Raw genomic sequence first — 14367 nt, forward strand, 5'->3', positions numbered from 1 at the left:
TTTGTCGTAGGGTCCGTTTGTGCCGAAGATTCCATAGGTAGGTAACAATACGCGGCGTACCCGAAAGATTTAGAATGAGAAATAACAAAATGAAACTTTAGTGTTCTTATCTAACTATTGACCCAGTAAATCAAGTAGCTAATGCAACCAGGGAACTATAATTGTGCCCATCGTAGCAATAGTTACAAAACCAGAGTGCTGGCTTTGGTAGTTTTGGAAACACACGAACGCAAAGGAAACTTGCCACAGTGGGTTCGGTTTGTATTGAAATTGTTGAGGGCAATCCGCATCTGCGATCGCTACTTAGTTGGCATTTGCAACAAGTTGGTTATCGAGTACATCAAGCAGCGAGTCTTTATCAAGCGCAAGAAGTCTTTTTGGTACGACAACCAACGCTAGTGATTCTTGATGCTGAACTGAAAGATGGCGAAAGTATGGAATTTTGTCGCTGGTTGCAACGACAGCAACAGCCCCTAATTTTAATGCTATCGACCCGCAACTCAGAAACAGATATTGTCACTGGTTTAAAGTCAGGTGCAGACGACTACCTAACAAAACCTTTTGGGATGCAAGAGTTCCTCGCACGAGTTGAAGCTTTAATTCGCCGCAAACGTACGCCAGTAGCACCCGCGTATTTAGATTACGGCGCATTACAAATTGACTTAGTGCAGCGACGCGTCTGTTTTCACGGAGAATTCATTGATTTAACGCCGCAAGAATTTAGTTTACTGTATGTCTTGGCACAAGCTGGGGGAATTCCCTTAAGTCGGCTAGAATTGCTGCGTCGTGCTTGGCCTGAAGCGATCGATAATCCACGTACAATCGATACTCACGTGTTATCACTGCGCAAGAAAGTCGAACGCGATCCGCGACAACCAAGCTTGATTCAAACGGTGCGAAACGTAGGCTATCGATTTAATATGGAACTGTTGAATAGCAATGTGAATCACGCACCAGAAGTCGTGCATTGCAGACAATCTACAGAACACGCGAATTCGCAACATTCAGCGCTCAGCAGCCAGTTTTAAAAACACTGAATAAGTTTATCAGAACTTACGCAACAGCTAGCCAGAACAATCACAGATGTGCATGAGTAGCCGCTTTTTTTGGAGGGGGTTTGGGGGAAGCCCCCCAAGTCTTGGTTCTGATGAAAACGCTAAGATGACGTAAGTCATATTTTATGATGTAATTTATGCCGTTATTATTCAATAAACGTCTGTGGCTCAACAAATTATTGGTGTAGCACTTGTTGGAACTGGTTTCGGTCAAAAAGTTCATCTACCTGGATTTCAAGCACATCATCGTACGCAAGTCGTTGCTGTCTATCACAGAGATCGCGATCGCGCCCAAGAAATTGCCCAAGCGCATCACATTCCCCATGCTTGTCAAACAATTGCAGAAGTTGTTTCGCTACCAGAAGTACAAGCTGTGAGTATTGCCACACCACCGTTTCTGCACTACGAAATGGCAAAACCAGTCTTACAAGCAAGAAAGCATCTCTTACTCGAAAAACCGACAACGCTTTGTGTAACAGAAGCACAAGAGTTATATCAACTCGCGCAAGCTAACAACGTCGTCACCGCGCTTGATTTTGAATTTCGGTTTGTTCCTGCATGGCAACGTTTTGCGGAACTTCTCAGTGAAGGCTATGTCGGGCAAAAACGTTTAATAAAAATTGATTGGCTGGTTTCTAGCCGTGCGGATGCTGCGCGTCCTTGGAATTGGTATTCGCAAAAAGCCAAAGGCGGCGGTGCTTTAGGTGCATTAGCTTCGCACGCGTTTGATTACATTAATTGGCTATTTGGTTCTGTAAGGCGGTTATTTGCCCGCTTAGATACTGCAATTGCGATGCGTCCAGACGCTGATACAGGCGAAATGAAACCTGTTGATGCCGATGATACGTGTATGTTGCTCTTAGAGTTAGCTGATGGGACTTTGTGTAACGTCTGTATTAGTGCAAGTACATTTCAAGGGCGAGGACACTGGATCGAAGTTTATGGCGATCGCGGTACTTTAGTTTTAGGCAGTGACAATCAAAAAGATTACGTGCATGGTTTTCGTCTCTGGGCTGCAAGTGCTGGTGAACCATTAACCGAAGTCGAAATTCCGCAGCGTTTAGATTTCCCGCGAACTTATGCTGATGGTAGGATTGCGCCGTTTATTCGCGTTGTGGATCGCTGGGTGCAAGGAATCGATGCAGGTAAGTCTTTGACACCATCTCTAAGAGAAGGCGTTTACTCACAGCTACTGATGGATCTCAGTCATACATCAAATGAGCGTGGTGTTTGGGTAGATGTTCCTGATTTGACAAATAGAGCAGAGGTCAGAGATCAGGATTGAAAATGAGTTAGGGTAATGGTTATTCGTACCTTCAATGTTTTAACCACCCCAAAGAGACTGCTATACAAATCATTTCTCCTCTGCACCTGACGCTTTTGAAGCTACCTATTTGTAGTAACTTCAAAGTGAAGTGTATAACCCCTGACCTTTGCTATATTAATCAAACTTACGATTCAACCTTTACGCCACGCCAAAACGCGATGTAACCTTCAATATTCTTGGCTTTCTCCTTCGCGTCAGGATAATACCACGCAGCATCTTTATTCACTTGCCCATCAACTTCGATGTTGTAGTAACTTGCTAAACCTTTCCAAGGACAAGTCGTGTGCGTGGAAGAGTCTTTGAAATACTCTTTATTGATGCTGTCAGGCGGAAAGTAGTGATTGCCTTCGACAACTTCGGTGCGATCGCTTTCGGCTAAAATAGCTCCATTCCAGATTGCTTTCGGCATATGATTCTTTGATTAAATTATGGATCTAACCATTATTATGCGGCGAAAATGAAATTGGTAATCGAATTAGCTAGACAGGGGCTAACGCCTAATTGCTACCAATCACCAGTTACCTATTGACTTCGCAGCCTTGATACGTCCGCCCATGCCACAATTATCATCCCTAGAAAGTGCATTAAAACATTATTTTGGCTATGACAGCTTTCGCCCAGGACAACGATATATTGTAGAACAAGCGCTGCAAAATCGAGATTTACTCGTTGTGATGCCGACTGGCGGCGGTAAATCGTTGTGTTTTCAACTACCAGCACTCTTAAAAAAAGGCTTAACGGTGGTTGTGTCGCCACTCATTGCGTTGATGCAAGATCAAGTAGAAGCACTGCAAGATAATGGTATTGGCGCAACATTTATTAATAGTAGTCTCAGTGCGTATCAAGTGCGGACTCGCGAACAAGCTATTCTTAGTGGTAAAGTCAAACTTCTATACATCGCACCCGAACGCTTATTAAGTGAAAAATTTCTGCCGTTTCTCGATTTGGTGTGTCACCAAATGGGTATCTCTGCGTTTGCAATTGATGAAGCACATTGCGTTTCTGAGTGGGGACACGACTTTCGCCCTGAATATCGACAACTCCAAAAACTGCGTCACCGCTTTTCTGGCGTACCTACAATCGCACTGACAGCAACCGCGACTGAACGCGTGCGCCAAGATATTATTCAACAGTTGGGTTTAGTTGAACCAAGCATTCATATTGCCAGTTTCAACCGTCAAAATCTGTTCTACGAAGTTCAGCCGAAGCAGAAACAAAGCTATCAGCAATTGCTACAACTTATTCGTCAACAATCAGGTGCAGGAATTATTTATTGTTTAAGTCGTCGCCGCGTTGATGAAATTGCTTTTAAACTAAAAAATGATGGTATTGCCGCGTTACCCTATCATGCAGGGTTGAGCGATCGCGATCGCACTGCAAATCAAACAAGCTTTATTCGCGATGACGTACAAGTTATGGTAGCAACGATCGCGTTTGGTATGGGAATCAATAAACCTGATGTGCGATTTGTCATTCACTACGACTTACCGCGTAATTTAGAAAGCTACTATCAAGAATCAGGGCGCGCAGGGCGTGATGGCGAACCCGCAAGGTGTACGCTGTTTCTTAACTACGGTGATATTAAAACAATCGAATACCTGATTGCCCAAAAACCCGATCCGCAAGAACAACGCATTGCCAAACAACAGCTGCGTCAAGTGATTGACTACGCTGAAGGAATAGATTGCCGACGGACAATTCAATTAAGCTATTTTGGCGAACGATTTTCAGGAAAGTGCGATAACTGCGACAACTGCTGTCACCCTAAACCAATGCAAGATTGGACGATGGAAGCGATGAAGTTTCTTTCGTGTGTGGCGCGGTGCAAAGAAAGATTTGGTATGACTTACATTATTGATGTGTTACGCGGCGCAAAAAATCAGAAAATTTTGCAAAATGGACACCAAAATCTTTCGACTTATGGCATTGGTAAAGATCGGAGTATTGATGACTGGCGAATGCTGGGGCGATCGCTTCTTCATCAAGGGTTACTTGCACAAACCACCGATGGTTACTCGGTACTCAAACTAAATGCTTTAAGCTGGGAAGTGATGCGACGACAGCGATCGGTATTGATTGCTGTAAGTGCGGCGCCGACTCGGATTTCTGACGAAGACACTCGCGCTGCTGCTGAAGTTGAGTTGCTATTTCAACGGTTGCGTAAGTTGCGTAAACAACTCGCTGACGAACAAGGAGTTCCCCCGTATGTAATCTTTGCCGATTCTACACTTCGGTTGATGGCAACACAGCAACCTAAAAGTTTAGCTGCGTTTTCCCGACTTTCTGGTGTGGGTAGTCACAAACTCGCACGTTACGGCGCGCAATTTTTAGCCGAAATTCAAGCTTATTGCGAAGAGGTGTGATATTAAATTTGGTTGCTTATCAAACCTCTCGTATAAATCATAGATGCCTTTCGACCGAAGTCGAGGCTAATAAACGAAGTGTGGCTACGCACACTATAAATTTAGACTTTATTTATCTAGTAGCGAATTTATTCGCAATTCTTTTCATGCAGGAGGTCTATTGATAATTTCAAAGTGGTGAGTATAGGCGAAGGGTGACTAGTATGAACGAATCGTGCTAGTTCGGAAAAACTGGAACACTCACTGCGACTTCTTGAACAGCTAATTTCTGAGGCGATTGAGTACGTGTTTTAGGAGTTGTGGCTATTGATAACAACTTGGGAAGAGTCAGACAGACTCCAGCATTAAATAATGTTAGCAATGCACAATCTACAAAGTTCATATTTCTTGTCCTCTCCTATAAAAACTATCTGGAATTGCAAAGACATACGTATCAATTCGTTATGTATTTAGTTTGAAGCAAAACTTCAAAACTGCAATCCGTTTTCTGTTTTGAATTCCTTGTAGTTTGTATAAGCTAATCTGAATTTAAGATTTATTAATAAGTCTTTTCGGGACAAAAAAAGCACGAAATTGATAGTATAGAAGCTTTCCCCGCAAACATTGAAAAAATGCTTGTTAATTTACTTTACTAAATTGTTATCAAACTTATTATGTTAGACGGAAGGAAAATGAACACTAAAAAATGAGCGCGATCGCATCACAATCGGCTACTACAGTCTTACTACCGATTACCAAGTTCTACAGCATCTGACAGCCAACTGAGGATTACTACATTACAGATGTAATAGTGTCTTACAATTTCGCTAATTTGTGCCAATTGCAGGGTAATTTGTAAAAGTAGCTGGTTGATTTGGCGATTAATATATGTTAGTAAACCGCCCTGCGCCTAATATGTCTTATAATTTCACCGAACAAGAACGCTTTAATCTCAAGCAGTTAATAAATTACTCATCGGTACAGTCTTTGCCGGAAATCTGGCAATTAGCGCATCAGCGATTTGGCAAGACGATCGCGCTGCGAGATCCCCACGCTACGCCAGAAACCGTTATTAACTATACGCAGTTATATCAACAAATCCAACAGTTTGCCGCTGCTTTACAAGCTTTAGAGATAGAAGTAAAAAACGGTGATATCCCACCGCGCATCGCACTGATCTCGGATAATAGCCCGCGCTGGTTAATTGCGGATCAGGGAATTATTGCAGCTGGGGCGGCGAATGTCGTGCGCAGTTCGCAAGCAGAGCGGCAAGAGTTATTATTTATTTTAGAAAATAGTGGCAGTATTGCTTTAGTCGTCGAGAATCAACAAACGCTACAAAAACTGCTGGCAGATTTAGATTCATTACCAATTTCGTTTGCGGTCTTACTCTCAGACGAAATTCCAGAAGCGGATGCATCAAAATTAAAAGTGCTGAATTTTTCGCAGTTAATGACATTAGGCGAAAATCAACCGTTACAGCCAGTTCAACAAAACCGCGAAACACTGGCAACGCTGATGTACACTTCTGGCACAACGGGTAAACCCAAAGGCGTGATGCTGACGCATGGTAATTTGTTGCACCAAGTGGAAATGCTCGGCTGTATTGTACAGCCAAAAGAAGGTGATCGCGTTTTAAGCATCTTACCAACTTGGCACGTTTACGAGCGTACGTGCGAATACTTTTTACTTTCGCAAGGCTGTACGCAGATTTATACAAACATCCGCCAAGTCAAAAAAGACATTCGCGAATTTAAACCAAATTACATGGTTGGTGTCCCCCGACTGTGGGAATCGATTTATGAAGGAGTCAAAAAACAGTTTCGCGAACAACCGGCGAATAAGCAGCAGTTAATTGACTTTTTTCTCAGCAACAGTCAGCGGTTTATTGAAGCGCGCAGAATTGTCCACGGGTTGAGCTTAAATTCCTTAAATCCAAGTTTATCAGAACGTCTTAGCGCTTCGGTACAAGCAACGGCGTTGGCTCCAATTCATGCTTTAGGCGAAAAAATTGTCTATCGAAAAGTGCGCGAAGCAACAGGCGGACAACTCAAGCAAGTGATTAGCGGTGGTGGTTCTTTAGCGATGCACTTAGAGAACTTTTTCGAGATTGTGGGTGTGGAAGTGTTAGTAGGATATGGACTTACCGAAACATCTCCTGTGACGAATGCGCGTCGTCCGTGGCGTAATTTGCGCGGATCGGCGGGACAACCACTCCCAGGAACGCAAGTACGAATTGTTGATCCTGAAACACGCCAACCCTTACCACAAGGAGAACGCGGGTTAGTGATGGTACGTGGACCGCAAATCATGCAAGGGTATTATCAAAATCCCGAAGCCACAGCAAAAGCAATTGATGCCGAAGGTTGGTTTGATACGGGCGATCTCGGTTGGTTGACACCAGAAAATGATTTAGTGATTACTGGTCGCGCGAAAGATACGATTGTGTTGACGAACGGCGAAAATATCGAACCGCAACCGATTGAAGACGCGTGTTTGCGATCGCCTTATATCGATCAAATCATGCTCGTTGGACAAGACCAAAAATCGCTCGGTGCGTTGATTGTTCCTAATCTCGAAGCCTTAGAACAATGGGCAACTAGCCAAAATATCGAATTAAAAGTTGATTCACCCACCGATCTCAACAGCAAAACGATTCAGAACTTATTCCGCCAAGAGTTAAATCGCGAAGTCAAAAACCGTCCAGGATATCGCCCAGATGACCGAATTGGTCCATTTGAACTCGTTTTAGAACCGTTTTCGATGGAAAATGGCATGATGACGCAAACTTTGAAAATCAAACGTCCGGTTGTGGCGGAGCGTTATCGCGATATCATTAACAAGATGTTTGCCTGATTTTACTTTAAATATATTAATAGCGATCGCAGAACTCTTATGGATGCATCCAAACCACAATTACTCCTAAAACGCGCCGTCAACGTTAAAGCTGTTGTCACTCCCCGCTGGAAAGAAGAAGTACAGCAACAACTGCAAGCCCAAATCAATGCTGTGGATACGCAGTTGCAACAGTTAGAAATGCAAGGACAGCGGGCGATCGCTGAAATTCAAAAGCAGAGTTTACAGCCTCCAGGTCCGCAAACGTTGCAACAGATCGAAAATATTCAGTTGCAGGTGAATCAGCAAAAAAGCGAACTTTTAGAACAAAAAAATCAAAGTTTGCAAAATTTGCAACAAGTGCAGTTGCTCGAACTTGAGCAGGAAGTCAACCAATTTCAGATTGAGGGGATTTTCAGTACCACAATTGGAGACAATTTGATCGGCAAATTACAAGTAGAAATATTATTACGTGATGGAGTTGTGCAAGAAATTCGCGGCGATATTTGAGGAGGGGTGAGGGGCGAGGGGTGAGGGGTTTGGCGATTCTACCTCCCACACTTCCCACACTTTCCACACTCCTGTGCACAAGAAGCTCCTCTACGATACTACGGCTTGCTAGCAACTCAATTAAACTAATTCTTATTTCTATATCTCGTTTCAGGATTTCGCTCCATGATTCACGAAATATTTATGCCTGCGCTTAGCTCGACTATGACCGAGGGAAAAATAGTCTCTTGGGTCAAATCGCCTGGTGACAAAGTAGAAAAAGGCGAAACGGTTGTAGTTGTTGAATCCGACAAAGCTGATATGGATGTCGAGTCCTTTTATGAAGGTTATGTAGCCACAATTTTAGTTGAAGCAGGTGAGAGTGCTCCTGTCGGTTCGGCGATCGCGCTTTTAGCTGAAACCGAAGCTGAAATTGAAACGGCCAAGCAACAAGCTCAATCTGGCGGTGCTACGCAATCTGAAGCCGATACGACAACCTCACCAGGACAAATAGCGGATGTCGCAACAACGGCTACAACCGCTGAGGACGCTGCTGAAGGTTCCCAAAATGGTGCAGCACATCGTGCCGGACGCGTGATGGTTTCGCCACGGGCGCGGAAACTCGCCAAAGAACTTAAAGTTGACTTGAGTAATCTGCAAGGTAGTGGTCCTCACGGTCGGATTGTGGCACAAGATATCGAAGCAGCAGCAGGTAAAACCCAACCGACACCAGCCGCACAACCGCAAATCAAGGCTCCTGTTGCACCACCACCCACACCAGCGGTTAAAAGCGCTCCTGTACCCGCACCAGCCCCCGTCGCTACTGGTGCACCAGGTCAAGTCGTACCTTTGAATACGCTGCAAAATGCCGTAGTGCGCAATATGGTAGCAAGTTTGCAAGTGCCTACCTTCCACGTTGGCTACACGATTACGACCAATGAATTAGATAAGCTTTACAAGCAGATCAAATCGAAGGGCGTGACGATGACTGCGCTGTTGGTGAAAGCTGTTGCTGTCACGTTGCAGAAACATCCGCTGGTAAACGCCAGCTATTCGGAACAAGGTATTCAATATCGTAGTGCGATTAACATTGCTGTTGCTGTAGCGATGGATGATGGTGGGTTAATCACCCCAGTATTGCAAAATGCCGACCAAACTGATATTTATTCACTATCACGTAATTGGAAATCGCTAGTTGACCGCGCTCGTCTGAAGCAACTACAACCTGAAGAATACAACAGTGGTACTTTTACGTTATCCAATTTGGGGATGTTTGGTGTCGATCGGTTTGATGCGATTCTACCACCAGGTCAAGGAGCGATTCTTGCGGTAGGTGCTGCGCGATCGCAAGTTGTCGCGATCGATGGAATGTTCGGTGTGCGGCAGCAAATGCAAGTCAATATTACGTGTGACCATCGCATTATCTACGGTGCGCACGCAGCTGCCTTTTTACAAGATTTAGCGAAGTTGATTGAGACAAATCCACAATCGCTCACAATGTAAATGCACAATTTATTTGAGTAGCAGACTTGGGGTTAGTAACCCTAAGTCTTTTTTATTGAATTTGGTCAAGCGTAAAATTGCGATTTTTTCTGAGATTCTTATCGTGAAAAATCTCTGTAAATTCACTGAAAATATTTATTTAATAATATTGAACTCGTTCTAAGCTATCAGTGTAATTTCGCTTGGAGTCGTAGAATAAACAACGCTAAGTTTAAGGTGGTTTTAAATTTATTGTGGAAAGTTAGAATCTTGCTCTCCTTTATTTAAGCTTTTTTGGCAGTATTTAAATATATAAAAAATGCAAATTTCATCAAATATTACCTCAACTTGGCAAAGATTAAAAAATCAAGAAATCACGTGCACTGAGGCTTTAAAACTATTAGTAGACGAGCAAGGAAATGTTAATTATGAACTGCTAGATAATGATGTTAGCTACAGATTCTTACGTCACTTTCCTGATAAAAGTTCACTACCGCCAACGATTCCGTTATTGCTGTGGCGCGGTTGTTATTATCTAGGTAGTCCTATTAGTATCACTCCTGACGCGATCGCGCTCATCACAAAACGTACAGGCAGCGAAATTAAAATTATTCCGATTTCTGATAAAAGCTATCGCACTTGGTTTCATAGCCAAAATATCAATAATAATCGCATTAATGCTTCACCGTTAGTTAATCCACTGACAGGCGAACACGAACAGGAAAATATTTCTGAAACGACGCAAATCTCGCTATCGCGGGCGGCGGATCAAATCGAACGCATTAAAACATTGCTTTCGGGGGCGTTACGCAACCGTGCGAGTGACATTCACCTCGAACCAACGGCGGAAGGATTGCGCGTGCGCTACCGCATTGATGGCGTATTGCGTGATATTACCATGCTGCCACCAGAACAGAGCCGTCGCGTGATTGTTGCGTTAAAAGTAATGTCCAATATGGATATTTCTGAAAGTCGCCGCCCGCAAGATGGACGCATTGAGGAGAAATATTCGACAGCAACGGCTGCTGATATAGGAATGGACATGCGCGTGAGTACGCTTCCTTGTGTCAACGGCGAAAAGGCGGTGATTCGTTTACTACCGCGTGAAAACCCATTTTCTAACATTGATAATTTAGGCTTTTCTCCAGAAACGTTATCGCTCTACAAAAACTGGTTACAACAACCTCAGGGCATGATTATTCTTACAGGTCCTACAGGTTCGGGTAAAACTAGTACGCTGTATACAAGTCTGCAAAGTGTTGCAAAAGAAAACGTCAATGTGGTGACAGTAGAAGATCCGGTAGAGTACGTTTTACCTCGAATTACTCAAACTCAAGTTAATGAAGCCGCAGGAATGACATTTGCAGCTGGTTTGCGGGCGATTTTGCGGCAAGATCCTGATATTATTATGGTAGGGGAAATTCGCGACCACGAAACCGCAGAAACCGCAGTTCGGGCGGCATTAACAGGACACTTGGTATTTACAACACTGCACACGAATGATGCGATTGGGGTGATTCCGCGTTTAAAAGATATTGGACCCGATCCCGCGCTACTCAGTGATGCTTTATTAGGAATTGTGGCGCAGCGGTTAGTCCGGCGTGTCTGTCCCCACTGTGATGAACCTTATACCCCAACCGAAACTGATTTACGTGTTTTGGGAATTGACTTGAGCCAAGCGAATGCATCACAATGGCGCAAAGGTAAAGGATGTAGTGCGTGTTTTCATTCGGGTTACTTAGGACGCGAAGCGATTGTTGAGTTACTCGATATTGATGATGTTGTGCGCGAAATTATTTATGAGGGTACAATTACTCAGCTACGTCATTATCTCCAAGAAACAAACTTTGCGTCTTTCCGGACAGCGGCGATCGCCAAAGTCACCAGTGGATTAACTACTATAGAAGAAGTATTACGAGTCATCCCGCGCACGGCTTTATACTCGAAGTCTTCAGAAAAAGATTGGACAAAGGTGAAACGCTTAAGCGCCGTGGAGACAAGATACTAAATCCGCTACGATCGCGTGTGTTGTTTACAAAACTAGCGATGATGAAAGCTGTTTTAATGACTGCACCTGGTAATCCAGATGTATTACAACTACAGGAAGTTCCGACCCCTAGCATAGAAAACGACACAGAAATCCTCGTGCGCCTCCAAGCTGCGGGGGTTAACCCCATCGATACAAAATTACGACGGCGCGGTACATTTTATCCCGATCAAATGCCAGCAATTCTAGGCTGTGATGGTGCAGGAGTTGTTGAAGCGGTGGGTTCTGGTGTTCAGCGATTTCGTGTTGGGGATGAAGTGTATTTTTGTCAAGGCGGGCTTGGTGGTAAGCAGGGTAACTACGCGCAATACGTTGTCGTCGATGAACGCTTTGTCGCCCCTAAACCGACTTCGCTATCTTTTGTCGCGGCGGCGGCTGCACCTTTAGTGTTAATTACTGCTTGGGAAGCTTTATGCGATCGCGGACGACTTCAGCTAGGGCAAAAAGTCCTGATTCACGCTGGGGCTGGTGGTGTCGGTCATGTGGCAATTCAATTAGCTAAATTGCACGGTGCGACGGTTTGCACAACCGTAAGTTCGCACGAAAAAGCCGCCTTTGTGCATCAGCTAGGTGCTGATCGTGCAATTCTTTACAAAGAAAAAGATTTTGTGCAGGCTGTGCTTGATTGGAGTGGAGAAGGCGTAGATTTAGCTTTTGATACGGTTGGTGGCGAGACTTTTGCCAAGACTTTTGCCGCAGTGCGTGTATACGGCGATATCGTCACAATCCTAGAGCCAGATGCGAGTACAAATTGGAAAGTCGCCCGAAATCGCAATCTGCGAGTTAGCTATGAATTAATGCTCACTCCTATGCTACAGGGGCTAGTTAGCGCCCAACAACATCAAGCCGATATTCTCAATCAATGTCGGCAATGGTTTGATGAAGGAAAGCTCAAAATTCACCTCAATAAGATCTTTCCGCTAGAAAAAGCAGCAACAGCACATCAAGTCCTCGAAGCTGGATCGACAATGGGTAAAATTGTCTTGGTGACTGGCAGTGAGTGACTGTAAGGAGTAGGCAAGGTAAGCTCGTGTTGAAACAGGGAAATCAAGCTGTTGGCTAGAGAAGGGAAGTGAAATAGGGTAGAGAACCAAGACAATATCCATGCCTAGGAAAATTCGAGAGTGAAAAGCTCAGATTACACGCGCAGGATTTGTTTACTTACCCAAGCGGGGCAAAGGCAGCTATGAACGTTGGCGACATCCTCTACTCAGAAAAACTCTGACAATCCCTGGCAAGGATGGAGAAACAATTAGAAAAATTACTTGCTGAACTAGAGGAGTTGAGAGGCGAGGAGCAATGAATCGATATAGCGTGATTATTCAATGATCTGATGAAGATCAACTTTTCCTGGTTACAATTCCAGAGTTTGCCGATCTGGTTGTGATGCCTTGCACACATGGAAAAACTCGTGAAGAAGCAATTCGCAATGGTGAAGAAGTTATTGAAATGTACTTGGAAGCGTGTCTTGTAGAAGGTGAAGCAATCCCAGAACCCAGGACGCTTCAGGTTGTCTGATGATTATAGAGATTGCAGCAGTATAACCCTAATGGAGCAAACTGATGGGAATCTTAACGATGTAGTAAAGGCTACTCGCAACTTCTCAGTCAGAATGGTGGGTTGTATTACCTCCAAATATGGACGATGGATTGGAACTGCTGGTGTCCAAAATTAGGAAACCTTAAGATTATCAATAGAGAAGTGCTCTAAGATTTCAGCGATCAATGATGCACCAAGAACTAATCAAGAAAGCAAAAACCGTACTTGGAGAATTTCAGCTTGCCGAGCAGGGGTTAACAGCAGGATCTGTAAGTTGCGCATTAATGACAAACGCAGGCACTATTTATACAGGTATATGTTTGGATTTAGCGTGTGGTACTGGGTTTTGTGCTGAACATGCAGCGATCGCCGAAATGCTTAAAGCCCGTGAAACTGTGATTGATTACATTGTGGCAGTGAGTTCAAAAAGAATCCTGATGCCATGCGGAAGGTGCAGAGAGTTAATGATGCAGGTAAGTAAAGAGAATCTAAAGACACGAGTGATAGTTGATGACACAAGCTACAGAGTGCTAAGCGATTTATTGCCTCATCACTGGATGTAGCACAGCCCAACTGTGTCACTAGCCACTTAGAGAGTAATACTCTGCTAAACTTTTGCGGCTTCTAATGATTTGAGTAATTCTGTATTCACGCCAGATTCTCTCGTTAAGGCAATTTTGCCAGTGCGAGCGACCTCGCGTAGACCAAACTTTTGCAACACCTGGACGATCGCAACCATTTTACCAGGATCGCCCACGACTTCTAACGTGAGTGAGTCTTCAGCAACATCGACAACACGGGCGCGGAAAATCTGGGCTAATTCGACGATTTCTGAACGTGTCGAACTTGTGGCGTTGACTTTTAGCAGCATCAATTCGCGCTCGACACAGGGAGTTTCCGTAATATCCTGTACTTTGAGGACGTTGACGAGCTTGTAGAGTTGTTTGGTCAGTTGCTCAATTACTCGATCATCACCTGGGACAACCATTGTGATTCGCGAAATGCCGTTTTGTTCCGCAGGTCCTACTGCAAGGCTTTCGATATTAAAGCCACGGCGTGCAAATAAACCAGCAATGCGGGTCAAAACTCCCGCTTCATCTTCTACTAAAACAGATAAAGTGTGTTTCATTGTTGCCAAAAAAGGCGGTAACTTCTCAAAAAGCGATCGCTATCAAACTAATTATCCTAGACCATATATTTTATCGAATTTTTGCTCTTTTAAACGTAAGAAAATATAGATATATGTCAGCT

13 protein-coding genes and 1 pseudogene are annotated in these 14367 nt (G+C 44.0%); 11 read left to right on the plus strand and 3 right to left on the minus strand.

Annotation, left to right across the window (positions count from 1 at the left end):
• The first annotated feature begins 248 nt into the window (after nt 1-248).
• Together NIES1031_RS01325 and NIES1031_RS01330 are read left to right on the plus strand one after the other, a co-directional pair.
• Nucleotides 249-1028 (plus strand): response regulator transcription factor, encoded by a 780-nt coding sequence (locus tag NIES1031_RS01325; RefSeq protein WP_073547736.1) that lies wholly within the window; start codon nt 249-251, stop codon nt 1026-1028.
• Nucleotides 1029-1218: 190 nt separating this feature from the next.
• A complete protein-coding gene (locus NIES1031_RS01330) occupies nt 1219-2340 on the plus strand; it encodes a Gfo/Idh/MocA family protein (RefSeq protein WP_073547737.1) in 1122 nt (373 codons plus the stop codon).
• 166 nt (nt 2341-2506) lie between these two features.
• Here the strand turns inward: NIES1031_RS01330 and NIES1031_RS01335 are convergent, their stop codons facing one another.
• Nucleotides 2507-2791 (minus strand): DUF427 domain-containing protein, encoded by a 285-nt coding sequence (locus tag NIES1031_RS01335; RefSeq protein ID WP_073547738.1) that lies wholly within the window; start codon nt 2789-2791, stop codon nt 2507-2509.
• A gap of 145 nt (nt 2792-2936) precedes the next feature.
• On the opposite strand from NIES1031_RS01335, the gene recQ reads away from it, so the two are divergent.
• Nucleotides 2937-4745, plus strand: coding sequence for a DNA helicase RecQ (gene recQ, locus NIES1031_RS01340; RefSeq protein WP_073547739.1), 1809 nt, complete (start codon nt 2937-2939; stop codon nt 4743-4745).
• A gap of 217 nt (nt 4746-4962) precedes the next feature.
• Here recQ and NIES1031_RS24120 read toward each other — a convergent pair whose 3' ends face one another.
• On the minus strand, nt 4963-5127 hold the full coding sequence (locus NIES1031_RS24120; RefSeq protein WP_178378018.1) for a hypothetical protein: 165 nt from the start codon (nt 5125-5127) through the stop codon (nt 4963-4965).
• Between the two features lie 512 nt (nt 5128-5639).
• Between NIES1031_RS24120 and NIES1031_RS01345 the strand changes: the two genes are divergently transcribed.
• The 8 genes and pseudogenes from NIES1031_RS01345 to NIES1031_RS01380 all read left to right on the plus strand — a co-directional run bounded on the left by NIES1031_RS01345 (nt 5640) and on the right by NIES1031_RS01380 (nt 13679).
• Entirely contained in the window at nt 5640-7580 is a 1941-nt protein-coding gene (locus NIES1031_RS01345) for an AMP-dependent synthetase/ligase (RefSeq protein WP_218596632.1), read from the plus strand.
• A 39-nt stretch (nt 7581-7619) separates the two neighbouring features.
• On the plus strand, nt 7620-8069 hold the full coding sequence (locus NIES1031_RS01350; RefSeq protein WP_015189614.1) for a YlqD family protein: 450 nt from the start codon (nt 7620-7622) through the stop codon (nt 8067-8069).
• A gap of 165 nt (nt 8070-8234) precedes the next feature.
• Nucleotides 8235-9551, plus strand: coding sequence for a dihydrolipoamide acetyltransferase family protein (locus NIES1031_RS01355; protein ID WP_073547741.1), 1317 nt, complete (start codon nt 8235-8237; stop codon nt 9549-9551).
• A 298-nt stretch (nt 9552-9849) separates the two neighbouring features.
• Nucleotides 9850-11538 carry a GspE/PulE family protein gene (locus NIES1031_RS01360; protein WP_073547742.1) on the plus strand — a complete coding sequence of 563 codons (1689 nt, stop codon included), beginning with the start codon at nt 9850-9852 and terminating at the stop codon, nt 11536-11538.
• Between the two features lie 41 nt (nt 11539-11579).
• Complete coding sequence (locus NIES1031_RS01365) at nt 11580-12581, plus strand: zinc-dependent alcohol dehydrogenase family protein (RefSeq protein WP_073547832.1); 1002 nt, start codon at nt 11580-11582, stop codon at nt 12579-12581.
• 133 nt (nt 12582-12714) lie between these two features.
• Entirely contained in the window at nt 12715-12849 is a 135-nt protein-coding gene (locus tag NIES1031_RS26570) for a type II toxin-antitoxin system HicA family toxin (protein ID WP_236738685.1), read from the plus strand.
• A 72-nt stretch (nt 12850-12921) separates the two neighbouring features.
• A pseudogene (locus NIES1031_RS01375) lies at nt 12922-13095 on the plus strand (type II toxin-antitoxin system HicB family antitoxin); the annotation flags it as partial.
• A 206-nt stretch (nt 13096-13301) separates the two neighbouring features.
• Nucleotides 13302-13679, plus strand: coding sequence for a cytidine deaminase family protein (locus tag NIES1031_RS01380; RefSeq protein WP_073547743.1), 378 nt, complete (start codon nt 13302-13304; stop codon nt 13677-13679).
• 44 nt (nt 13680-13723) lie between these two features.
• On the opposite strand, the gene ilvN is transcribed toward NIES1031_RS01380, so the two are convergent.
• Entirely contained in the window at nt 13724-14245 is a 522-nt protein-coding gene (ilvN, locus tag NIES1031_RS01385) for an acetolactate synthase small subunit (RefSeq protein WP_073547744.1), read from the minus strand.
• Nucleotides 14246-14367 lie beyond the last annotated feature (122 nt).

It is taken from the genome of Chroogloeocystis siderophila 5.2 s.c.1 (assembly GCF_001904655.1).
In the GTDB taxonomy this organism is placed as follows: Bacteria; Cyanobacteriota; Cyanobacteriia; order Cyanobacteriales; family Chroococcidiopsidaceae; genus Chroogloeocystis; species Chroogloeocystis siderophila.

Coding starts and splice junctions, on each gene's coding strand:
- recQ (WP_073547739.1), top strand. CDS start 2,937: ATGCCACAATTATCATCCCTAGAAAGTGCATTAAAACATTATTTTGGC.
- NIES1031_RS01380 (WP_073547743.1), top strand. CDS start 13,302: ATGATGCACCAAGAACTAATCAAGAAAGCAAAAACCGTACTTGGAGAA.
- NIES1031_RS01360 (WP_073547742.1), top strand. CDS start 9,850: ATGCAAATTTCATCAAATATTACCTCAACTTGGCAAAGATTAAAAAAT.
- ilvN (WP_073547744.1), bottom strand. CDS start 14,245: ATGAAACACACTTTATCTGTTTTAGTAGAAGATGAAGCGGGAGTTTTG.
- NIES1031_RS24120 (WP_178378018.1), bottom strand. CDS start 5,127: ATGAACTTTGTAGATTGTGCATTGCTAACATTATTTAATGCTGGAGTC.
- NIES1031_RS01365 (WP_073547832.1), top strand. CDS start 11,580: ATGAAAGCTGTTTTAATGACTGCACCTGGTAATCCAGATGTATTACAA.
- NIES1031_RS01355 (WP_073547741.1), top strand. CDS start 8,235: ATGATTCACGAAATATTTATGCCTGCGCTTAGCTCGACTATGACCGAG.
- NIES1031_RS01335 (WP_073547738.1), bottom strand. CDS start 2,791: ATGCCGAAAGCAATCTGGAATGGAGCTATTTTAGCCGAAAGCGATCGC.
- NIES1031_RS01350 (WP_015189614.1), top strand. CDS start 7,620: ATGGATGCATCCAAACCACAATTACTCCTAAAACGCGCCGTCAACGTT.
- NIES1031_RS01345 (WP_218596632.1), top strand. CDS start 5,640: ATGTCTTATAATTTCACCGAACAAGAACGCTTTAATCTCAAGCAGTTA.